A 22357-nucleotide genomic window follows, 5' to 3' on the forward strand; every position below is an offset into this window, starting at 1 on the left:
CAGACCAGGGGGTAGCGACTGTTTATCAAAAACACAGGGCTCTGCGAAGTCGCAAGACGACGTATAGGGTCTGACGCCTGCCCGGTGCTGGAAGGTTAAGAGGAGGGGTGCAAGCTCTGAATCGAAGCCCCAGTAAACGGCGGCCGTAACTATAACGGTCCTAAGGTAGCGAAATTCCTTGTCGGGTAAGTTCCGACCTGCACGAATGGCGTAACGACTTCCCCGCTGTCTCCAGCATAGACTCAGTGAAATTGAATTCCCCGTGAAGATGCGGGGTTCCTGCGGTTAGACGGAAAGACCCCGTGCACCTTTACTATAGCTTTACATTGGCATTCGTAGTGGCATGTGTAGGATAGGTGGTAGGCTTTGAAACCTGGGCGCCAGCTCAGGTGGAGCCACCCTTGAAATACCACCCTTATTACTATGGATGTCTAACCGCGGCCCGTTATCCGGGTCCGGGACAATGTATGGTGGGTAGTTTGACTGGGGCGGTCGCCTCCTAAAGAGTAACGGAGGCGCGCGATGGTGGGCTCAGAACGGTCGGAAATCGTTCGCTGAGTGCAATGGCATAAGCCTGCCTGACTGCGAGACTGACAAGTCGAGCAGAGACGAAAGTCGGTCATAGTGATCCGGTGGTCCCGCGTGGAAGGGCCATCGCTCAACGGATAAAAGGTACGCCGGGGATAACAGGCTGATGACCCCCAAGAGTCCATATCGACGGGGTTGTTTGGCACCTCGATGTCGACTCATCGCATCCTGGGGCTGGAGCAGGTCCCAAGGGTATGGCTGTTCGCCATTTAAAGCGGTACGTGAGTTGGGTTCAGAACGTCGTGAGACAGTTCGGTCCCTATCTGCCGTGGGTGTAGGAATATTGAAAGGATCTGTCCCTAGTACGAGAGGACCGGGATGGACGGATCTCTGGTGGACCTGTTGTGGCGCCAGCCGCATAGCAGGGTAGCTATATCCGGACGGGATAACCGCTGAAGGCATCTAAGCGGGAAACCCACCTTAAAACGAGTATTCCCTGAGAACCGTGGAAGACGACCACGTTGATAGGCCGGGTGTGGAAGAGCGGCAACGCTTGAAGCTTACCGGTACTAATAGTTCGATCGGCTTGATCGTTCTCATTCCTTATGCTCATCGTGAAACACGATGATCTGACCAGCGCTCACGCATGAGCGGCCCTTACAGGGCCTATGCTCCGCGAGGGCGCCGGAAAACCGGCGACGCGCAGTCGCGCTTGCGGGCTTACGCCCGAAAGCAAAACACAAACGTCGCCTTGGCACGAAAAAACAGCTTCTCGATATAACGTGCGTTTTGCCGACCTGGTGGTTATGGCGGAGCGGCTGCACCCGATCCCATTCCGAACTCGGCCGTGAAACGCTCCAGCGCTGATGGTACTTCGTCTCAAGACGCGGGAGAGTAGGTCGCTGCCAGGTCTGCAAAACGCACGTTGAACTCTCATCCGCAAACCGGATGAAACTGAAATCTTCTCTCTACGAAAAGGCCCGCCAAGGGATCACGGGCCGCGCAAGCGGCCCTTTCATTTGGTCAGCCATATACCTATCTGTAAGCCATCCTGTTCATAGGCCCAGGCTTACGTCCAGATAAGCAAGCAAACGCTTGCTTCAGATCCGGAGCAGGCAAGAGCTTGCCCTGGAGAGTCCGGAGCAAGCAAGAGCTTGCCCTGGAGAGTCCGGAGCAAGCAAGAGCTTGCCCTGGAGAGTCCGGAGCAAGCAAGAGCTTGCCCTGGAGAGTCCGGAGCAAGCAAGAGCTTGCCCTGGAGGTGACGCGGGGTGGAGCAGCCCGGTAGCTCGTCAGGCTCATAACCTGAAGGTCACAGGTTCAAATCCTGTCCCCGCAACCAACATCAAAAACAGCCCGCTTCACGCGGGCTTTTTGCGTTCGGACCGTGATCGATGGCCGCGACCGGATATTCAACGATCGAGGAGGGCAGCAAGGCTGGCGTGCTCGACTTTATTGACAGGTCCGCGAACCGGGGGGTGATGCCGCCTCGGCGCATTTCGGCGAGAGCTACACGTCGAGCATTGGGAGTTCGCCAGCCCGTCATGGCAAGCGATCTGCACGACAACAGCATGATTCAAGCGGCGGAGAGATCGTCGTACGAAGGCGCGAACCGTTGATTTAAACAACCCGCGCCTTGCCGAAGCTTTTCGTCGCGGGCCGCGTCAGCCAGCTCGCCGCAATGACGCCTGGAAGACCAGCGAGGTCCAGCTGTTGCTCGAGGCGAGATGGCAATAGAGCAGCGCAAGCGCGCCGGATTTCCTGAGATCGAGAAACGCCTCGTCGCTCAATTTGTTGAAGGCCGGCTCGTCGATCACCTGAAAGTCGGTGAGGTTGAGGGTCTCGCCGCCCTCCAGCGTCACCTTGCTCTGCCGCGGCGCGAGCAGGCCGTGCGCGTCGATCTTGTCGATCATGGCGCGAGTCGCATTGAAGTCGGTCTGGAACTGGCTGCAGAAGGCGAGCGCCTGCTTCGAGGCCTCGGCCGGCTTGTTGCCGTCGAAGAAGGGCGCGATCTCGTCGCTGTCCTTGGACGAAGGCATCTGCTCGACGACGCGTTCGCTGGCACGGTCGATGCACAACGTCAGGCGGCCGGTCGTTTTCGATTCATCGGCGAGGATGAAGGGGTAACGGCGGACATAGGCGGGAATGTAATGCGGCTCCGCCCATTTGCCGTCGGCGCCTACGAACAGGTTCTGGTCCTGGCGCAGACCGGTGATGATGACAGGCGCCTTGGCGTCGCCAATGAAAACGATCGGATAGGAGCGCATCGCCGCCGGCATTTCCGATGCGACGACGGGGATGGCGTGCGCGGTGCGGGCAAAGGAGAAATCGGCCCGCGCCGTAAGGCCGAGTGAGCCGTGCCGCAGCGGATTGAGCGCCTCGGGTTTTTTGTAGAACAGCGGCAGCGTGTTGGTCGCGGTGCTTCCGGCCGGGGCCGTGTCTGTTTTCGCGTCAGTCATCCCTAGTGTTCTCCTCTTATACCATTCCGGTTTAGGCCAGTGGCTGCCGGTGCGCAACGCGTTGACGGCTGCTTCACCCTACGTGGCCAAGATAAATCTATCTGTTTGTTTGATCGTGCTCTTTTGTACTTCTGGAGATCGAGCTCTATAGACAGCACGCCATGAAGCCGCGAGATTGGCTGACGGGATAGACATCTCAAGAGAGCCGTCTGAAAGACAGACGAACCAGGGCAGGCGCATGGCATCGCTTTCGGATTTCGAGCAGGGGCAGAGCTTTTCCGTCGAAGCCGGCGGTCAGACGCTCACGATGGAACTGAGCGCGGTGCAGCCCATTGCCAACAGCCCGCGCGACGGCGGTGGCTTCACGCTGCTGTTCAGGGGGCCGCGCGACGCGGCGCTGCCGCAGGCTATCTATCGGTTCAACGGCAAAAGCGGCGCCCATGAGATCTTCATCGTGCCGATCGCTGCCGATGAGGCAGGGCGGCTTTACGAGGCGGTATTCAACTGATTTTTTTCGACCGGATCGGCCACGGGGACGCTCCGGCCATCAGGGCGATTTGGCAGCGCGGCGGCTCGACATATGATCGACTATATCGAGAGTGCGGACGTATTTGACGGAGCGGCGTGTAGCGCACTGTGCGCGGAAATTCGGGCGGCCTTGGGCCGTCCGGCCGGCCTGCTGGGGCGTGCCGACCAGAAGATGGCATGGCCGGAGATCCGCAAGACCGTGCGCGCCGAGGTTTCGCAGGCCACTGAAGAGCGGGTGAGTGCCCTGTTGGCGCAGCAGAAGGCGGCTCTGGAGCGGCATTTCGGGCTGCTGCTCGGCCAGGTCGAGAAACCTCAGTTCCTTCACCATCGGCAAGGCGATTTCTTTGTGCCGCACCAGGATGGCAAGCCGCTCATTCACGACGAGTCGCGGTTCCGAAAGATCTCGGTGGTGATCTTTCTCAACCGCCAATCGGACAACCCTTCGCCAGAAACCTATGCAGGCGGCTCGCTGGTCCTGCATGGGCCTTACAGCGGCCCGGACCTGCGCATTGCCATGCCGGCATTGCCGGGCTCTCTCGTCGCCTTTCGCTCGGAAACGACGCATGAAGTCACCCCGGTCACGTGCAACGAACGTTTCACCATCGTCTCCTGGTATCGCGGCACGTGACGACCGGCACGGCCCTTACGGCGAACGGATCATCAGGTCGTAGACGCCCTTGTCCTCGGCAACGGTGAAGCCGAGGCGCTTGTAGAGCCGCCGCGCTGGATTGTTCTTCTCGACATGGATCGAGACCGACTTGCCGACGGCGGCGGCCTCATCGATGAGATCGGCGAGCAACGCACCGCCAGACCCCTTGCCGCGATGCGCCGGCAGGAAGGCGATATCTATGATGCAATGCTCGCTCGCCGAGCGCTCGATATACAGGCGACCGATATCTTGCCTTGCCTGCTCGATCACCAGCCAGTCGGCGTTGGGATAGTATTTCTGGTAATGCGCGTGCTGCGCTTGAAACTGCATGTCGAGGAACGCCGTTTTCTGCGCGTCGCTCCACGGCGTGACGGCAAGTTCTTCGGCGCGGGTCGAGGCGTAGAGCGCCGACAGGAACGGCAGATCGGTGTCCGCCATCGGGCGGAACGTCAGATCAATCCGCGCCGCGCGCACCCAGCAAAATATAACAGGCCCGTTGTCCACAATCGGAAGCTGGATCATGGAGTGGCGCTTACGGACGCGCCGGATAAACGCCTTGCATGGCAATGATGAACGTCATCGCCAGATAGGGAGGCAGGTTGTTGTGAGGCAACGTACTGCCCGTCATGCTCAGTGCCTGGGGGTCCATCTGGACCAGATTTTGCGAAGTGTTGTTCTGATACAGCGTTCCGCCCCCCGATTTCCCCAGAACAACCGCATCGGTAAGAGTTCCCTGGGCGCCACTCTCGGTGGATATCGCGACAAAATGATTATGTTGCGGCATTTCCGTTTGCAGAAGGGTGATGGACGTTTCGCCACCCGTCTCGCCGAGAAACCGCTCCGACAAGCCATTGCCCTGTCCTTGCCCCATGGGCGCGGAGCCAGCCATATTCGGCAACGCGAAGGTCGACTTGCCGTCGCCGCCGTAAACTGTGCCCAGCAGCGAAAACAGCGCCGTATTCTGCGAGATTGGCAGGAGCTGGCCATCGCAGGTCGCCCACCCCGTCGGGGCGAAATCTCCGGCAAAAATTCGAATTTCGGCGACGAACGGATTGGTCATGGCAAGTCTCTAGCTTTGCTGGGGGAAGATGCCAAATAGCGAGATGATGAAACTGACGGCGAGGAACGGCACCATATTGTCGTGAGGCTGGCTGCCGCCGGCCGGCGAAATGGCTCCGGCGGCCATGTTGCCATCAGGTGCGATACCCACATAGGGCGTCAGCAGGCTCGATGTCGCCAGGACACCGCCGGACGGACCCGGATTCTTGGCGATATTCGACGAACCGGTCCAGGTATGGGAATGGTTCGGCATTTGTTGGGTTGAAACAGTGACGGATTCGACCCCGCCCAGTTCTCCGATGATATAGGTCTGGCTGACCAGCGGGCCCTTGCCAGCATGGACGGGGATGCGGGATGCGAGGTTGGGCAGGGCGAATGTTTCCTCCCCGTCGCCGCCATAGGTCGTACCGATCAGATTGAACAAGGTTTCGTTCTCGGAGATCGGCATCAACTGGCCTTGGCAGAACGCCCAGCCATTCGGAGGGAAATTGCCACCGAACATCCTGATCTCGCCGACAAAAGGTTGGCTCATCGAAGCGTCCTCTTAATTTCGCGACGGGAATATGCCTTGCAGGGCAATGATGAAATTCAAGACGAGATAGGGCGATCTGTTCTCATGCGGCTGGCCGCCACCGACGAAAGTGATGTTTTCCTTCGCCATAGCCACCGCGCTGCCAGGCGGCTGATAGATCGGGCTGGCGTTCGCCCCCAACAGCGCGCCGGATGGATTGTTGACGTTGCCGGCAGTGTTCGATGCGTTGACGAAATGGTTGTGTGTCGGCATTTCGCCGAGCGTGAGCGTGTGAAACTCTTCGCCGCCCTGGCCGCCGACAATTGCACCAATAGGGCCGCCCGTATGAACCGGCGCACGTCCCCTCATATCCGGAAGGGCAAAATTTGTCTTGCCGTTGCCGCCGTACCTGGTGCCAAGAAGTGAGAACAATGGCTGGTTCTGGTTAAGCGGCAACAACTGGCCGTTACAAAATGCCCAGCCGCGCGGTGCATAGTTCCAGGAAATGATCTTGACTTCACCTAAATAAGGCTCACTCATCCCCGTTCCCTCCGTTGGCCGCTTACTGTCTGAATTCTTGTATTATGCCTAAGTAAGACAACAAGTCGATATCAAATTCATAAAATATATTTCCTAGGACGAAATCCAAGGTTGCTGACTACGGTGTCGCGGCAGGCAGCAGTGGCAGCGGCTGGTTGAAGAACGTCCGGGTGTCCGTCAGTGCCGTTGCCCCGCCATTGACGGTTTCGATACCGGCCTCGCTCGCCTGCGGTACGTTGATCGTGCCGTCGGCGCCGCCGAGGCCGTCCGCGAGGAAGCGGATGGCATTGGCGTTGTTGACGTTGGTGATGGTGTTGGCATGAACGTCGGCATTGATGATAGCGCCGGCAAATGTGGCGGTGACCGTGATGCCGCGGCTGTCGGCATTGTCGCGAATGGTGTTGTTGGTGACCGCCGCGTGCACGGTGCCCGGCTGCACGAGCTGCGTGATCGAGACGCTGTCGCCACCGCTTATGCCGTTGACGCCGATGCTCTGGATAATGTTGTTGTCGATCAGCACCTTGGCGACGCCGAGGCTTTCATGCCCAACCCTGATGCCGTTGCCGGTTCGCGATCCCGAGGTTGCTACGCCTTGCGTACCGATGACGTTGTTGGCGATTGTGCCGTCAAGCGTCCGTGCGAGGTCGCCGCTGCTGAACACGTTGATGGCCGTCGAGTCGCTGTTGGTGACGGTGTTGTTCCGGACGGTGAAATTCAGATTGCCGCCCGTGCCGGCGCCGGAATTGCTGCTCTGGGTGAGGTTGATGCCGTTGTTCAGATTGTTGAATAGATTTCCCGTGGTCTCGCCGATGTGAGCGTTGACGGTGCCGTCATTGGCAATGACGAACAGACCGGTTCCAGGGATGACTCCCGGTCCGGGATAGGCGTTGTTGCCGGTGAAGGTTGCGCCGTCGACGGTCAGCGTCATCGTCGGCGCGCCGGCGACACCGGCGCCGTCCGCCTCGAAGATGAAGTCGCTGCCGGCATTGTTCGAGGCGCCGTTGTTCGAGAACGTGCCGCCGCTCACCACCAGGTTCGCCAACGTGCCGCCGGAATTGATGACCTGCACGTTATGGGTGAATGAGTTGGAGACCGTGAGGTTGGTGAACGTGGTGACGTGCGAGGCGTTGCCGGTAAGTTCGTTGAACAGGATTCCGGACTCGGTGTTGGCATCGGCATTGCTGTTCAGGGTCAGACCGTTGAGCACCACGCCGTTGACCCGCAGGCCCTTTATGCCGTTGCCCGCATTGTCGCTGATAATCATGTTGCTCAGGCTGACATCCTGAGTGTCGGTCAGGCTGACGCCATCGCCGGTCGAGTTCTGGATCGTGCCGCCGCTGCCCCCCGTCGCGCCGGTGCCGGTCACCACCAGATTGCCGCTGGTGCCGGTGTTGTTGAGCACGATGCCGTTGGCTGCACCATTGGACGCAATGCTCCTGAACGTCACGTCGCCGGCGCCGATCGTCGTGTTGGCGACATTAAGGGCCGTGCCCGTGCCGGACACGATGGTGTTGCCGGTGCCCTGCACCGTCATCGTGCCGCCGGTGGTGGCTGCCGGACCGGGGCCGGTGGCGCTGAAACCGGCGCCGCTGGTCGTGGCGATGACCAGCCCGCCATTGGTGAAGTTGATCGTCGCGCCGGCATTGTCGCTCAGGCTGACGCCAGCCGCCGTGGTCGAGGTGATCGATTTCGACGCGCCGGAGAAGGTGATGATGCCGGCGACATTGTCGTCCAGCAGGATGCCGATCTGGCCCGCCGCATTATGCGTGATGTTGCCCGACAGGGTGATGTTGCCGGCGGTCAGGGCGCGATCCTGGATGTTGACCGCCTGGCCGGTGCTGCCGCTGGTGATCGCGCCGGCATAGGTGAACGCCGCCGTGCCGCCGCTGTTGGCGGTGCCTAGGCCATCGCCGATACGGATCACGGCGCTTGTTCCGCCCACCAGCGCGCCGGTGCCGAGGTCGATCGCTCCCGAACCGGTGACGGAATCGAGGATGACGGCGCTGGTGCCGCCGGCGCCTTTGTTTGTGGAAGCGAAGGTCACGCCGCCCGCCGCGATAGCAACGCTGTCAAGGTTGACCGCGACGCCGCTGCCGGTCGAAATCGTGTTGCCCGAGCCGATAACGGTCACGGTGCCAGTACCGTTGCTCGTGGCGTTGAAGCCGGTGCCGGAGGTGGTGGTGATGGCTAGGCCGCCGCCGGTGAAGTTGACCGCGGTGTTGGTGTTCGCCGTCAGGTCGACGGCATTGTTGGCTCCGGTGGTCAGTATCTTGCTGGCGCCGGAGAAGTTGATCGTGCCGCCGGTGTTGGCGTTGACGAGGATCCCGTTGGCCACGCCGCCGGTGGCGCTGAGAGTGCCCGACAATGTCGTGGTGCCGGCGGTGCGGGTGGAGATGCTGACGACGTTTCCGGCCGTGGTCTTGGTGACCGAGCCGGCATAGCTGACATTGGCCGAGCCGCCGGTGACCAGGAAGGCCGCGCCGGTCGCGCCGCCGAGCGCACCGGAGCCGAGGCTGACAGTGCCGGCGCCGGTGACATTGGTCAGCGACACGTTGTTGGTGCCGCCGGTCGAATTGGTCGAGGTGAAATTGATGCCGGTGGTGGCGATGCCGTTGAGGTTGACCGCCTGCGCGGAAGTGGAGCTCACCGTGCCGGTCGTCACATTGACCGTGCCGCCATTGATGGCGCTGAATCCGGTGGTGCCGTTTGTGACGATGTCGAGGTTTGCGAAGCTGACGGTCGAGGCCGTGGCGCCGTTGTTGATTGCGACTGCGGTGCCGGTCATCGGCGTCGTGGTGCCGAGATCGACCGTACCGGTGAAGCTCACCGTATTGGCCGCCGTCGCGCCGGAAATGCTGATGCCGCTCGCAGCGCCGTTGGCGATCACCGAGCCGGCGAAGGTGAAGCTGCCGCCAGCGCGGGTCGAGATCGTGGCCGCCGCGCCCGACGTGCTGATGATGGAGCTGGCGCCGTCGAAGCTGATCACCGCGTTGCCGCCGGTCACCGAAAGGCCGCTGCCGCCCGATATATCGACATTGGTACCGGCAATCGTGCCGCCAGCGCCCGACGCGCCGCCGAAGGCGATGCCGGTGCCGGTCGCTGCGGTGGTGATGTTGACGTTGGTCAGCGTCGTCGTGCCGGCGGTGTTGTCGAGTTTGAAAGCAATGCCGGTGGCGCCGGTGCTGGTGACGTTGGTGATGGTGCTGTTGGACGCGTTCAGCCACACATCGCTGGCGTTGCCGGAGAAAGCAACGTTGTTGATCTTCGTGCTGTTCGACGGCGTGATCTCGATACCCTGCGTGGCAAAATTGCGGATAGTCATGTTGCTGATGACGGTATTCGCAGCACCCGCGCCATTGTCCTTGACGCCACGCGCGGCACCCGCCGGGCTGCCATCGAGGATGAAGCCGTCGATGATGTTGCCGCTGGCGCCGAGCGTAATGACATTGTTGCCGGCGCTCGTCGTCAGCGTCGCGGCGCCATTGGGCGTCTGGTCGATGATCGAGATGCTGTTGCTGGCCAGCTGGATGGGGGAGGGCACCGTCAGCGCCAGGTTGATGTTGCCGTTGCCGAAGCCGCGCACCTGCTCGCCGATGGCGAGCGCCAGCGTATCGTTGCCATTGCTGCCTGCCGCGGTGATGACGCCGCCATCGTTGACGAGGACGAGAATGTCCGTCGACACTGCTGCCGCTTCGGCGGTGGTCAGCGTCGCGAGATTGTTCTGGTCGCGGCCGCTGCCGTCGCCGGTCGCGGAAGCGCCGACGAAATAGACCTTGCCGACACCGAAGCCCAAGCCCGGGGTCGACTGGAAGTTCACGTCCTGGAAGTTGTAGGTGCCGGCAACCGGCGCACTGGAGGCGTCGATGCCTACATTGGCGCCGATGGTCGAGAGCTGGTCGGTCGCCGATTCGCCGTCGCCATAGGTGAAAGCGAGGTTGGTGGCGCTGTTGAGGAACACGCCGGTGTTAACCCCGGCTATGCTCGAACTGGCGCCGCCGACCACGGCATCACCGAGGCGCACCGTCTGGCCGCCGATGGCGCCGCGCAGGTCGACGGCGATCGAGGTGCCGGCGGCGGCGGCATTGGTGACATCGAAGTCATTGGCCGTCACCGCCGCATTGATGGTGGCACCGTTGAGGTCGAAGGCCACGCCCGTGGTGCTGTTCAGGCCGATGTCGAGATCGTTGAAGGACAGCGCCGCGCCAAGCGTGCCGGAAACATCGACACCACGCGTGGTCATGCCTTGCAGGTTGACCGTGCCGAGAATGATGGCCCCGCCGCCCGACGAGGCGATATTGGTCAGCGAGATGCCGGTTGCGGCGGCAGTGGCCGAAACACTGTCGAAATTCATGCCCGCAGCGCCAATCGTAACGCCATTGAGGTTCAACGCGGTGCCGCCGGCCGTCGTGGTGATGCTGTTGTCGCTGAGGAGCGCGCCGACGCTGACCGTGCCACCGCCGCTGGCGTTGAAGCCCGTGCCGGAGGTGGTGGTAATCACCAGGCCACCCGTATCGAAGTTGATCGTCGCGCCGGTGTTGGTCGTCAAGTCGACCGCCGTATTGGCGCCAGTGGTCAGCGTCTTCGTGCCACCGCTGAGAGTGATGGTCCCGCCGGAGTTGCCGTGGACATAGATACCATTGTCGAAACCGCCGGTGGCGCTGAGCGCGCCGGACAGTGTGACCGAACCGCCGGTGACGCCGGAGATGTCGACGATCTTGCCGGCGGTGGTCTTGGTGACGGAGCCGCCATAGCTGACGGTCGCAGCGCCGCCATTGACCAGGAATGCGACGCCCGAAGCGCCGCTCAATGCGCCGGATCCGAGGCTGACTGTTCCGGTGACATTGGCCAGGCCAACATTGTTGGTGCCGCCGCCCGACGAGGTCGAGTCGAGCGCAATGCTGGCGGCGACGTTGATGAGGTTGATCGCCTGGCCGCTGGTCGAATTTACCGTCTGGGCTGCAGCGGAAGCGGTGATGCCCATAACGCCACCGGTCCCGACAATGCCGGTGCCGCTGGTGGTATCGATGGTCAGGCCGTTGAGGAAGTTCACCGTGCCGGCGCTTTGCGAGAAGCCGACGCCGCTGCTCGTGTCGATGTTGGCGAGGCCGGCGATGTTGAGGTTGCCGCTGACCCAGTTGATGCCGCCGCCGGTCGTCGCGACGTTGTTCACCGTCACCGTGTTGAAGGTGAACGTGCCGGTGTTGGCGCCGGTGACGTCGATGCCGAAGCTGCCGGTGCCGGTGATGCTGGTTGCGCCGGAGACATTCACCGCCCCGGTGACGCCGTTGAGGATGATGCCGCTGGTGGCGCCGCTCGAGGTGATGCTGTCGAAATTGACGCCGCCGGCGCCAAGTGTGCCTTGCAGCGACAGCGCGGTCTGGCCCGTGGCGTTGATCGTCGTCGAACCGGCATTGGCGACGGTGAGGCCATTCAGTCCCGAAAGGCTGAGGCCGGTGGCCAACGATGTCGTGATGTCGAGGCCGCCATTGAAGTTGACCGCAGCTGCCGCGCTGCCGCCCGAAATCGAAACGCCGTTGCCGCCGGTGATCGTTACCTGGTCGGTGAAGGTCACCGCGCCGCCGGTGCGGTTGGCGATATTGATGCCGCCACCGGTCAGCGTTCCCGGAGTGGCGCTGTTGGGCAGGATGCCGCGCGACACCGAAATGGTGCCGGTGCCGCCGTTGACGTCGAGCAGCGTGCCGGCAACGTTGATGTTGTTGTTGATGATCGACAGATTGCCGTTGAGGCCGGCGACCTGGATGGCCGTCTGACCAGCGGCGACGTTGCTGATCGTCACGCCTTCGATGGTGATGCCGCTGGCATTGCTGAAGCCGACCGCGCTCTGATCGATGAGGAAGGCGGCACCGGTCGCGCTGCTGAAGTCGAAAGCGGTGTGGCGCACGGCGTTGTCGCCGAGCAATTGCATCAGGTTGGCCGTCCCGCTGACCACGGCCTCATCGCCGGTGATGTTGCCGCCGGTGGCGCCGAGATTGCCCTGGACGTTGGCCGGCTGGATCGTGCCGGTCGAAACCACATTGCTGTTGCCGAAGCCGGTGATCGTCTGGCCGGAATCGAGCGTGAAGGCGGTGGCGCCGAGATTGATCGTGCCGACGAAGGCGAAGTTCTGCGTGCCGGTCAGCGCATCGGCGGCGGCGAGCGAAATGGTGTTGACGCCCATGCTGAGATTGCCGGTCGTGCCGGCGGCGATGAAGCCGCCCGACTGCGAGACCAGCGTGATCGAACCGGGCGCGGTGGCGAGGTTGGCGCTGCCGGTGAAGAACACGTCGTCGAAATCGTAGTTGCCGAGCGTCGGATCGAGACCGACCGTGTTGACGGTGAAGCCGCCGGCGGCGGCGATGATGAAGGATTCCAGCCCGTCGGTCGAATCGCCGTCGCCGAAGGTGAAGTTGGCATTGGCGGAGGTCGCCGTGGTCTGGCCGGACGACAATTCGACGCCGATGCCGACATTGTCGATCTTCGAGCCCTGCAGGAAGGTGATGACCTTGTTGCCGGTGGTCGACGACAGGTCGATGCCGCGCGAGGTCAGGTCGCCCAGGCCGGTGATCGTCGTCAGGCCGAAATCGGCCGTCGTCGAGGAGCCGCTGAAGTCGATGCCGGTCTGGTTGGCGCCGACATCGTCGATGGTGGTCGTGCCGAAGCTGACATCGTTGTTGGTGCCGGCGAAGTTGATGCCGGCAGTGCCGCTCGTGGTGCCCAGCGTGACCTGGGTCGTGCCGAAGGTCACCGGGCCGGCATTGCCGACAATGTTGATGCCGACGCCGCCGGCGCCCGTCACGGTCACCGCCCCGAAGGTTGCCGATGCGGTGCTCGCGACACCGGAGACGGACAGGCCGGTGCCCAAGGCATTGGTGATCGATAGCGGGGTGGTAACATTCAACGTTGCGGTGCCGATCAGGCCACCGACCACCGCGCCGCCGCCACCGCTCGCCGACAGGGTCGGGCCGGTGAAGCTGAATGCACCGCCTGCCGGGGGCAATGTCGAGCCGATGGCGAACAGATTTCCGGTGCCGGTCGACGTGACGCTGCCGCTGAACTGGGCCGAGCCGCCGATGGTGCCGTCGATCTTGACCGCCGTGCCTGGTGCTGTTGCCGAGCTGGAGATGTTGGCCGAGACCGTGATCGCGGCGCTGCCGCCAAAAACCACGACGCCGTTGCCGGTGCCGGAACCGGAGATGGTGCCGCCGATGTTGATCGTGCCGGTGTTGTTGGTCAGGCTGACGTCGTCGCCCGAAACCAGCGTCGTCACCAGATTGTTGACATTGACCGTCGCGGCGCTGCCTTGCACCACGAAGCCGGGGCCACCGCCAACAACCGTGTCGATCGTCGTCGTGCCATTGAAGGTAACGGCGTTGGCCACGTTGGTGAGGCGGATGGCATCGCCATTGACGCGATTGATGTCGACAGCGCCGAAGGTGACGCTGCCGCCGCTGGTGTTTTCGATGAGGATGCCGGTCTGCACGGCGCCGCCTGAGCCGTCGACGGTGACGCTGTCGAAAATGACGCCGCCTGCGCCGATGGTCAAACCGCCGGCGCCACCGAGATGGATGCCGTTTTCGACAGGGCCGAGCCCAGATGCGGTCGTGTTGGTGCCGGTGACGGTGAGCGTGCCGCCATTGATGGCGCTGAAGGCAAGGCCGCCATCGGTGGTGAGGTCGAGCCCGCCGGTGAAATTGATCGTGCCGCCGGCATTGCCGGTCAGGTCGATGGCGTTGGCCGTGCCGGTGCTGGCGGTGATTTGGCCGGCGAAGGTGGCCGAGCCGCCGGTCATGCCGCTGATCATGACCGCGCTCGCGGCACTCGTCTGATTGATGGTGCCGTTGTAGGTGAGGTTAGGCGTTGCTCCAAGAATGCTGAGCGCCGTGCCCGTCGTGCCGGCGATCGAACTCGCATTGTCGAAGGTCAGCGTGCCCGTGGAACCGCCCGTGACGCTGACGCCGATACCGGCGCCGGTGATGTCCAAATTGTTGAAGGTGCCGGTGCCGCCGAAGTTGCTGGCCAGCAGGCCGGTGCCGCTGACGCCGCCCATCGTCGTGTTGCTGATGTTGATCGCACCCGTTGCGCCGGTCAGGTCGATGCCGGTTACGGCGCTGCTGATCGTCACCCCGGTGATGGTGGCCGCGTTTACATTCGATCCGTTGATCGCCGAGCCCGAACCCGCATTGCTGACGCTGAGGTCGGCGACGCGGTTGCCGTTGGCGAGATCGATGGTGCTGCCGGCCGAGTTGTTGAGAGTGGCGGCGCCATTGCCGAACGGATCGACCTGGGTGCCCGAAGTAACCACCTCGGCGCCGGTGACGTTGGCCGGCGGCCCGCCGAGAGCGACGGTGTTGCCGTTGGCGAAGGAGACGATCTGCTGGCCGTCGGCAAGCGTGAAGCCGTCGGCATCGGTGTTGATGGTTCCAGCGCCGCTGTTGACAAGGACGAAGATGGTGTTGGCGTCGGTTGTCAGACCGTCGGCGGCGTCGGCGTTGATAAGGTCGCCAACGCTCGCGCCGGAGCCGGTCCCGGTGTTTGCTGCGCCGACGAAGATGACGTTGGCGGTGTTGAACAGCTGCGGGCCGACCAGATGGGTGGCGTTGAAGGCATAGGTGCCGTCGCCCGCCAGCAGGCCGCGCATGTCGAGCGAGGCGGTCGTGCCGGTGATCGTGCCGCCGCTGACGGCGCCGAAGGAGAAGGTCGTGTTGGCGCTGGTGCCTGCCGCGCCATGCGTGCCCATCTGGACGCCGGTGCCCGCGGAGATGACGCCGGTGCCGATCGTCACCGAGCCGCCGGTGGTGCCGGAAAGGTCGATGCCGGTCGAACTGCCGACGCCGGTGATGTCGAGCGAGGTGGCAGTGAAGGTCGACTGGCTGCCCGACAGGTCCAGCCCGGTCTTGCCGGTCGGCAGGCCGGTGATGTCGATGTTGGCGAAGGCGATCGTGCCGTTGGCACCCTGGACGTCGATGCCGCTCTGGGTCGGCTGGCCGATGCTGGCGTCGCCGAACGTTATCGCGCCGGAATTGCCATTGAGGAGGATGCCGTTCCGGCCGGCCTGGTTGATCGTCACCGTGCCGAACGTGGTGGCGCCGGAACTGTTGCTGATCGAGATGCCGTCGCGCGATGGCTGGGTGATGGTGACCGCGCCGCCGAAATCAACCGTGGCGGAGCTGCTTGTGATGAAAATGCCGTCGAAAAGGGTGTTGGAGGTCGTCGTCGTGCCCGTAACGGAGAAATTTCCGCCGACGTTGAACAGGCCGATTCCAGTCTGTCCGCCGGCTTGGCTCACCGTGTCCAGCGTGACATCGAGCCCGATAGGGTTGATAAGCCCGAAAGTCCCGACAGAGACAGCCATGAGGCCGTTGCCCGAAACCGTGCCGCCAGTTATGGTCAGGCTTCCGCCGCCCGTCGACGTGACATCGACGCCTACGCCGCCATTGTCCTTGGCATCGAGCGTCTCGAATCCGTAGGTTCCGCCGCCGATGACGAACAGGCCGTAGCCGGCATTGTTCGAGAGTATCGTCGTGCCGGTGAAATTGTAGCTTCCGTTGCCATTGTCGACCAGCAGGCCGTGGCCGGTGTTGTCGCTTGAGTTCAGATTGTTGCCGGTGACGCTGTTGCTGCTATCGAACAGCACGCCATTCAGGCTGGCGCCTGAAACATTCAGCCCCGACATCGTGATATTGCTGACGCCGCTGCCATGCACGCCATTGCCGTTCGCCACACCGGCGATGTTGAAGTCCAGCAGCGACGTGTTGTTGGCCAGCGTCACGGCGTCACCGGTGCCGGTATCGGTCAGCGTGGCTGCGCCGCCAGGATCCGAGACGACCTGGTCATGCTGGACGTTGTCACCGGTGACGTTGACGGGAATGCCGCCGAGCGAGAAAGTACGCCCGTTGCCGAACGAAGCCAGTGTCTGTCCGGCACTCAGCGAGAAGCCGCCAGAGGCGTCGATGGGCGTCCCGTCATTGACCAGCACGAAGATCGCGGTGCCGTTGGTGATAAGGTCAGCCTGGTTAATCGCAAGCAGACTAGACGTGGAAGAGCCGTCACCCAATGATCCGATGCCGCCGACGAAAATCACATTCTGCTGGTCGAACAGCTGCGGGCCGCTGAAGGTCGTCGAGCCGAAAGCATAGAGCCCGAGCGTCTGGTTGAGCCCCCGCGCGTCGAGGGAGGCGGTGATGCCGGCAATCGAGCCGTCGCCGAAACTGAATTGGGCATTGGCCGAATTGGCCGGCGAGCCGGAAATGCCGAAGCGCACGCCGGTGTCGACATTGGCGATCGCGCCGCCATCGGTGATGACGATCGTTGCCCCGCCCGCGCTCGGGGAAGACAGATCGATGCCGATCGAGCCGGCGGCGCCTGTGCCAGTGATGTTGAGCGACTGCGCGGTGAAATTCGTCTGGCTGCCGGAGAAATCGAGGCCGACGCCGGAGCCGAGGCCAGCAATGACGATGTTGCCGGCAATTATCGATGTGTTGACGCCCGCAAACACCATGCCGTCGGTGCCGGGATCGGTGATGTTGATGTCGCCGAAGCGGATCGCGGCCGGCGAATCCGTGATCGCGATGGCCGGTCCGGTCGTGTTCGAGATCGTCGTCGCGCCGTTGACGGTGAAGCTGCCCGAAAGATTCTCGAGCACGACGCCCGATGCGCCGCCGGTCTGGGTGATCGAATCCAGCACGATATGGGCGGTGATCGGATCGATGAAGACACCGACGCCGTCGTCGCCGAGTGCCTTGTTGCCCGACACCTGGCCACCGGTGATGGTGATCGAGCCGGCGACCCCGGTGCCCTTCACGGTAATGCCGGCATCGTTGTTGTCGAGCGAGTTGAGGGTGGCGAAAGTGTAGGTGCCGTGGCCGGTTATATCCAGGCCGTCGTCGCCATTGCCCTGCAGCAGCGTCGTGCCGGTGAAGTTATAGGTGCCGTCGCCTTCGATGTGCAGTCCGTCGAGGCCGTTGCCGGTCGCGGTGAAGTTCGAGCCATTGACGCCGGTCGATGTACCGGTGAAGTCGGCGCCGTGGCCGCCGGTGCCGGTGACCGTGACGTTGGTCAGCGTGGCGCCGGCGATGTTGTTGCCGAAGATGCCGTCCTTGCCGCCGGTGATGGTGATACCGCTCAGCGTGTTGCCATTGGCGAGCGTCAGGACGTTGTTGGCGGGGTTAGTGCCCTGGATGGTGCCGTTGGAGCCGCCGAAATTGTAGGTGCCGATGCTGCCGTCGGCGAGCCGCGCCTGGACACCGCCGCCACCGCCGATAACGGTCTGTCCGTTGGCGAGCGTCACGCCGGCTGTCGTAATGTTGCCCTTGCCGCCCAGCGCGACGACGACGCCGTTAGCGCCGGCGCCGGCGACTGCATTGTCGAGCGTTGTCGGGTCGCCGATCGTGCCGAGGCCGAGCGCGTCGTTGTCACCATCGGCAAAGAAGAACTGGCCGAATGCCGTGTTGGTGGCGGCATTGATCGCCACCCGCGTCGACGTGCCGGTAACTTTGTCCTGGCTCTCGATGCGAACGCCGATGTCGCCGCGTACGCGCTCGTTGACGCGTTTGCGCAGGCCGGGGCTGACCGGATAGACCGGCTCGGCGCCGTCATCGGCCGAAGACGAGCCCTTGTCGAAAGCGTTGAGCGGCACCGTCAGCCGGATGCTGCCGGCGAACTGGGTGTCATCGCGGTTGTCGTTGCGCACCTCGCCGGTGAAGGTCAGCGACGTGCCTTTGCCGATGACGTCGCCGATCGAATATTCCAGGCCGGCCTTGGCGCCGGTGATGCTGCCGTCGTCGCCGTCGGGATCGCCGAAATGGTAGGCGCCGACATCGAAACGCAGTGAATGGTTCTCGGGCAGGTTGAGCGGCACCTGAACGCCGACCTCGCCCTCGATGCCCCAGGCCGCGTAATCGCGGTGGGCGATGGCCGATATCTGCTCGATCAGCTGATGACCGACCAGCGACAGGCTCGACTCTTGCCCGGCCGTGCTGCGGTCGCCGCTGATCGGCAGATAGACGTTTACGTGCGCATCGTATTTTGAGGTGATGGCCTCGAGGCCGAGCGTCGAGGCGACGAACTGGTGACTGTCGTGGTTCTGGATGTTGAGATAGGCGTAGCCGCCGATCATCAGATCCGGATTCACGATGCGGCGAACGCCGAGGCCGACGTCCTGGCCGAAGCCGTCGTCGAAATCGTATTTCGAGCGCACATCGAGAAAGAGAACGGATTCGAGGTTCTGCTTCAGCGGCAGGAAACCCTCGATCGCCGTGTTGCCGCCATTGTTGTTGGCGCCGATGATGGCGCGGATCTGCGGCTGCCACAGTCCGGTGTCGCCGGCATGGGCGGCTATGCCGGAAAGGGCAAGTGCCAGAGTGGACAACGCAGTCGTCTTCCAGAGATGCCTGGAAAAACCTGACCGGCGATACTTGCTATTCGCCCGGAAGCTTCTTCCGCGCGTCGCCATGTCATTGATCTGCCGAGTTTTCTCGGTCGTCTCCATCCCTTGCGAACCCCGACGAGTACACGCTCCGTCGCTAATACTATCCGAATCCCAGTGTATAGCGAGCATGATTGTTTGCTTTACACGTACAAGATTTCAAAGTTGTTTATTGTGACAATTCAGCAACAGTAATTTAGCCCGAGCTCATGTACCGTATTGGCTTCCCCGCCAGGCTCGGCTGTTGTATCAACGCGCTCGGCGAAACCCTGACACGACGAGGATCGGATGGCTTCATTGCTGAGAACCGTTTGTGGCCGGGCCGCCTGGGTCGGCGCGCTATGGCTGGTCGTGACGGCAGGGTCGGCGCTTGCCGAAGAGCCGAAGTCAACCACATCTGCCGAGACCAAGCCTGCAGAAGGCAATCCGTGGGCGCTAAACTGCGCCAGCGGATCGGCCGGCATCGAGCTTCAATGCCAGGTCTCCCAAAACCTTACCGAGGCCAAGACGGGGCAGCGCGTTCTTACCGTTACGGTTCGCCGCGACAACGGCAATGGCAGCCTCGCCATGCTGCTGGCCTTGCCGCACGGGCTGTTCCTGCCTTCCGGCGCCTCGTACCAGATCGACCAGGGGCAGAAGACGACCATTGCCATCCAGACCAGCGACCAGAACGGCGCCTATGCCGCGACCCCTTTGTCGGCGGACCTCGTCAAGGCGATGAAATCGGGAACCAACCTGAACATCGGCATGGAGTCGGTGACGCGCAAGCCGGTGACCATTCCGGTCTCGCTTGCCGGATTCACTGCCGCGATCGACAAGCTTCAAGCGTTGAAATAGCCGGCCTATCTCGGCAGATGCGTAAGCATCAGCTTACGTTTTGGACTGGCCGGACTCACACGTGCTTGCGGCCGCCTGTCTCGCGGAACCAGCTGTCGGGGTAAGGATACCACCAGTCCTGGATCGCCGGTCTGTGGTCGATGATGACCATCTTGGAGCGTCGGAAGGCGTCGAGTCCCTGGCGTCCCAGCTCGCGGCCAAGGCCTGATGCCTTCCAGCCGCCGAAGGGCAAGGCGTCATTGTCGATCAGCGGGTTGTTGACCCAGACCATGCCGGCCTCGAGCCGCTCGGCCGCCTCATGCGCCTCGGCGAGGTCGGTGGTGAACACCGAGGCGCCGAGGCCGAACGGGCTGTCATTGGCAAGCCGGATCGCCTCGTCGAAATCCTTGACGCGGCAGATGGCGGCGACCGGTCCGAAACACTCTTCGCGCACGATCGCCATATCGGGGGTGACGCCGGTCAGGATCGTTGGCTCGTAGAACCAGCCAGTGTTGTGCGCCGGCGGAATGCGCCCGCCGGCAACGGCTATAGCGCCGTTGCTGACAGCATCATCGACCAGCCGCATCACTTTCGCCCGGGCGGCTTCGCTGACCAGCGGGCCGATCTCGGTCTTGTCCATGCCATTGCCGATGCGCAGCGCCCGCGTCTTCTCGGCGAACAGCTCGACGAAGCGATCGTGAACCGAGTCGACGACAAAGAAGCGTTCGGCCGAGGTGCAGACCTGGCCGGTCAGGTGGAAGGCGGCGGTGACGCTGCCGGCTGCCGCCACGTCGAGCGGCGCGTGCTCGCTGATGATCAGCGGATCGCTGCCGCCGGCTTCGATGACGCAAGGCTTCATGCGCTCGGCGCAGGCGACTGCCACGGCTTTGCCGGCGGCGACCGAGCCGGTGAAGGCGACAGCGTGGGTGCGCTCGGAGGCGATCAGCGCCTGCGCGGTGGCGGCCGTGCCGGGCAGGCAGGAGACCAGCCCTTCGGGCAGCGAGCGGAACACGGTCATGTAATCGAGTGTCGACAGCGTCGTGGCTTCGGCCGGCTTGATGATGCAGCCATTGCCGGCGGCAAGCGAGGCCGCAACGGTCCAGCACATCAGCAGGATCGGGAAGTTGTAAGGCATGATGTGCACGGAGACGCCATACGGCTCGTAGCGCGCATACTGGAACGACCCGGCCTGCGTCGTACCGGCGATCTTGCCGGCGTCGTCGCGCGCCATCTCGGCATAGTAGCGGAAGATCGGCGCGCAATTGGCGATCTCGCCGATCGCTTCGGGATAAGGCTTGCCCATCTCGCGCACCATCAGCTCGGCGCAGCGCGTGAAGTCCGCCGCCTCGATGGCGTTGGCGACCGCATGCAGATGCTTTGCCCGGCTCTTGGCATCGAGCTGCTTCCAGGCGGCTTGTGCCGTGGTTGCGGCGGTGAGCACGGCGTCGATCTCGCCGTCGCTGGCCGCGGCGATCGAGCCGACGGTCTCCAGCGTCGCCGGATCGATCACCGGTTTTGCCGTGCCGGTCATCGGCCGGTAGTCCGGATTGACGAAGAAAGCCGGCCGGTCAGCGGAGAATTGCATGGTCGTCCTTTCAGGTCCGCTCAGCGGATCATGTAGACCTTCTTGATGGTCTCATGGACGGTGCAGACGCCTTTCCAATTCTGAGGAAAGAACGCCGCCGTGTCCGGCTCGATCTGGATGACCTCGCCCGATTCGTGCACATAGGTGCAGCGGCCCTCGAGGAAGTGGCAGAACTCGTCGCGGGTGACATGGCAGTGCCATTTGCCGGGGGTGCAGACCCACAGGCCGCATTCCGAACGGCCCTCCGGCCCCTTGTAGAGCAGCTTGCCCGAGGTGTGGGACACGCCCTCGATCATGGTCGGGATGACGCCCCAGTCGACGAGGTCGGTGATGGCAAGCGGGGATTGCATGATGGGCGTGGTCATGGCGATTTCCTTTAAAAAAGTGCTCAGCGGCACATGAAGGCCTTGGTCAGTGTTTGCGTGATGGTGGAGGTGCCGGCCCAGCCGGCGGGGAAGAACACCAGCATGCCGGCCTCGACCGGGATCTCTTCGCCATTCTCGCGGACATAGGTCCCGCGGCCCGACAGGAAATGGCAGAACTCGTCGGCGGCAAAGGTAACCTTGCGGCTGCCTGGCGTGCACGACCACAGGCCGCATTCGCTTGAGCCGTCCGGGTTCTGCGAGAGGATCCTGCCGAGGCGCGCGGCGAGCCGGCAAGCGTGTTGCTGCCCCCGCCCCAGTCCTCCAGTTTCACGGTCGAGGCCTTTGGCCAGTGCGGTGTCGGCATATTGGGAAGCTCCGTTGCTGTTCAAGCCAGCATGTAGACGTTGCGCATGGTCTCATGCACGGTGCATTCGCCTGTCCAGCCGGCAGGGAACATGACCACGGTCCCGGCTGCGACTTCTACCACCTCCCCGGCATCTGACCGGTACGTCGCGCGGCCGGCGACGAAATGGCACAATTCGTCGCGCGGAATCGAGAGCCGCCAGCGGCCGGGCGTGCACACCCAGATGCCGGATTCCGGCTGGTTGTTGGGCCCCTTGTGCACCAGCCTGCCGGTCGAGTGTGAAGCGCCATCTAACGCATCCGGCTGGGCACCCCAGTCGACGAGATCGGTGCGGGTGGAGGCCTGGTGGAGGTGCGGCGCGGAGGAGGTCATGGGCGCGCTCCACGGTCATGATGCTCAGCCGCGGTGCGTTGCCGCTCTACAAGGCCCCCCTCTGTCCTGCCGGACATCTCCCCTCCAGGGGGGAGATCGGCAGCTTCGATGACGGCGCATTTCTTGTGAGCTCTGCGATTGGGGAAAGCATTGGTGACAG

General features: G+C 63.0%; 13 protein-coding genes, 1 tRNA gene and 2 rRNA genes (1 of these 16 cut by a window edge). 6 read left to right on the plus strand and 10 right to left on the minus strand.

Going from position 1 to position 22357, the window contains the following annotated elements:
• From NL532_RS07590 to NL532_RS07600, 3 genes are all read left to right on the plus strand, one after another.
• Window positions 1-1122: ribosomal RNA gene (locus tag NL532_RS07590) — 23S ribosomal RNA — on the plus strand (it extends 1679 nt beyond the left edge of the window).
• Window positions 1123-1324: 202 nt separating this feature from the next.
• A 5S ribosomal RNA gene (gene rrf, locus NL532_RS07595) occupies window positions 1325-1439 on the plus strand.
• Window positions 1440-1790: 351 nt separating this feature from the next.
• Window positions 1791-1867 (plus strand) — tRNA-Met (locus NL532_RS07600).
• 322 nt (window positions 1868-2189) lie between these two features.
• Here NL532_RS07600 and NL532_RS07605 read toward each other — a convergent pair.
• The gene (locus NL532_RS07605; RefSeq protein WP_023830133.1) at window positions 2190-2984 is read right to left on the minus strand and encodes a SapC family protein; all 795 of its coding nucleotides are present in this window, start codon (window positions 2982-2984) and stop codon (window positions 2190-2192) included.
• Window positions 2985-3222: 238 nt separating this feature from the next.
• Between NL532_RS07605 and NL532_RS07610 the strand changes: the two genes are divergently transcribed.
• Both NL532_RS07610 and NL532_RS07615 read left to right on the plus strand, forming a co-directional pair.
• Window positions 3223-3492: a DUF6916 family protein gene (locus tag NL532_RS07610; RefSeq protein WP_023672960.1), complete on the plus strand. Its 270-nt coding sequence runs from the start codon at window positions 3223-3225 to the stop codon at window positions 3490-3492.
• Window positions 3493-3564: 72 nt separating this feature from the next.
• Entirely contained in the window at window positions 3565-4140 is a 576-nt protein-coding gene (locus NL532_RS07615) for a 2OG-Fe(II) oxygenase (protein WP_023830132.1), read from the plus strand.
• A 15-nt stretch (window positions 4141-4155) separates the two neighbouring features.
• On the opposite strand, the gene NL532_RS07620 is transcribed toward NL532_RS07615, so the two are convergent.
• The 5 genes from NL532_RS07620 to NL532_RS07640 form a co-directional block, all read right to left on the minus strand.
• A complete protein-coding gene (locus tag NL532_RS07620; protein WP_031203583.1) occupies window positions 4156-4683 on the minus strand; it encodes a GNAT family N-acetyltransferase in 528 nt (175 codons plus the stop codon).
• 10 nt (window positions 4684-4693) lie between these two features.
• Window positions 4694-5221 (minus strand): phage tail protein, encoded by a 528-nt coding sequence (locus NL532_RS07625; protein ID WP_023672957.1) that lies wholly within the window; start codon window positions 5219-5221, stop codon window positions 4694-4696.
• A gap of 9 nt (window positions 5222-5230) precedes the next feature.
• On the minus strand, window positions 5231-5752 hold the full coding sequence (locus tag NL532_RS07630) for a phage tail protein (protein WP_023672956.1): 522 nt from the start codon (window positions 5750-5752) through the stop codon (window positions 5231-5233).
• 12 nt (window positions 5753-5764) lie between these two features.
• Complete coding sequence (locus NL532_RS07635; protein ID WP_023830131.1) at window positions 5765-6271, minus strand: phage tail protein; 507 nt, start codon at window positions 6269-6271, stop codon at window positions 5765-5767.
• Window positions 6272-6389: 118 nt separating this feature from the next.
• Window positions 6390-18638: an inverse autotransporter beta domain-containing protein gene (locus NL532_RS07640; protein ID WP_286488021.1), complete on the minus strand. Its 12249-nt coding sequence runs from the start codon at window positions 18636-18638 to the stop codon at window positions 6390-6392.
• A gap of 345 nt (window positions 18639-18983) precedes the next feature.
• On the opposite strand from NL532_RS07640, the gene NL532_RS07645 reads away from it, so the two are divergent.
• Entirely contained in the window at window positions 18984-19532 is a 549-nt protein-coding gene (locus NL532_RS07645; RefSeq protein ID WP_023754204.1) for an invasion associated locus B family protein, read from the plus strand.
• A 55-nt stretch (window positions 19533-19587) separates the two neighbouring features.
• Here the strand turns inward: NL532_RS07645 and NL532_RS07650 are convergent, their stop codons facing one another.
• From NL532_RS07650 to NL532_RS07665, 4 genes are read right to left on the minus strand one after another with little or no spacing between them, the layout of a single operon-like run.
• Entirely contained in the window at window positions 19588-21096 is a 1509-nt protein-coding gene (locus tag NL532_RS07650) for an aldehyde dehydrogenase family protein (protein WP_023754205.1), read from the minus strand.
• Window positions 21097-21116: 20 nt separating this feature from the next.
• Window positions 21117-21461 carry a cupin domain-containing protein gene (locus NL532_RS07655; RefSeq protein WP_023672951.1) on the minus strand — a complete coding sequence of 115 codons (345 nt, stop codon included), beginning with the start codon at window positions 21459-21461 and terminating at the stop codon, window positions 21117-21119.
• A gap of 23 nt (window positions 21462-21484) precedes the next feature.
• Complete coding sequence (locus tag NL532_RS07660) at window positions 21485-21850, minus strand: cupin domain-containing protein (protein WP_245263512.1); 366 nt, start codon at window positions 21848-21850, stop codon at window positions 21485-21487.
• Window positions 21847-22197 (minus strand): cupin domain-containing protein, encoded by a 351-nt coding sequence (locus NL532_RS07665; RefSeq protein ID WP_023754206.1) that lies wholly within the window; start codon window positions 22195-22197, stop codon window positions 21847-21849. Before NL532_RS07665 ends, NL532_RS07660 begins: the two co-directional genes overlap by 4 nt.
• Window positions 22198-22357 lie beyond the last annotated feature (160 nt).

The sequence above is a fragment of the Mesorhizobium sp. C120A genome, assembly GCF_030323105.1.
In the GTDB taxonomy this organism is placed as follows: Bacteria; Pseudomonadota; Alphaproteobacteria; order Rhizobiales; family Rhizobiaceae; genus Mesorhizobium.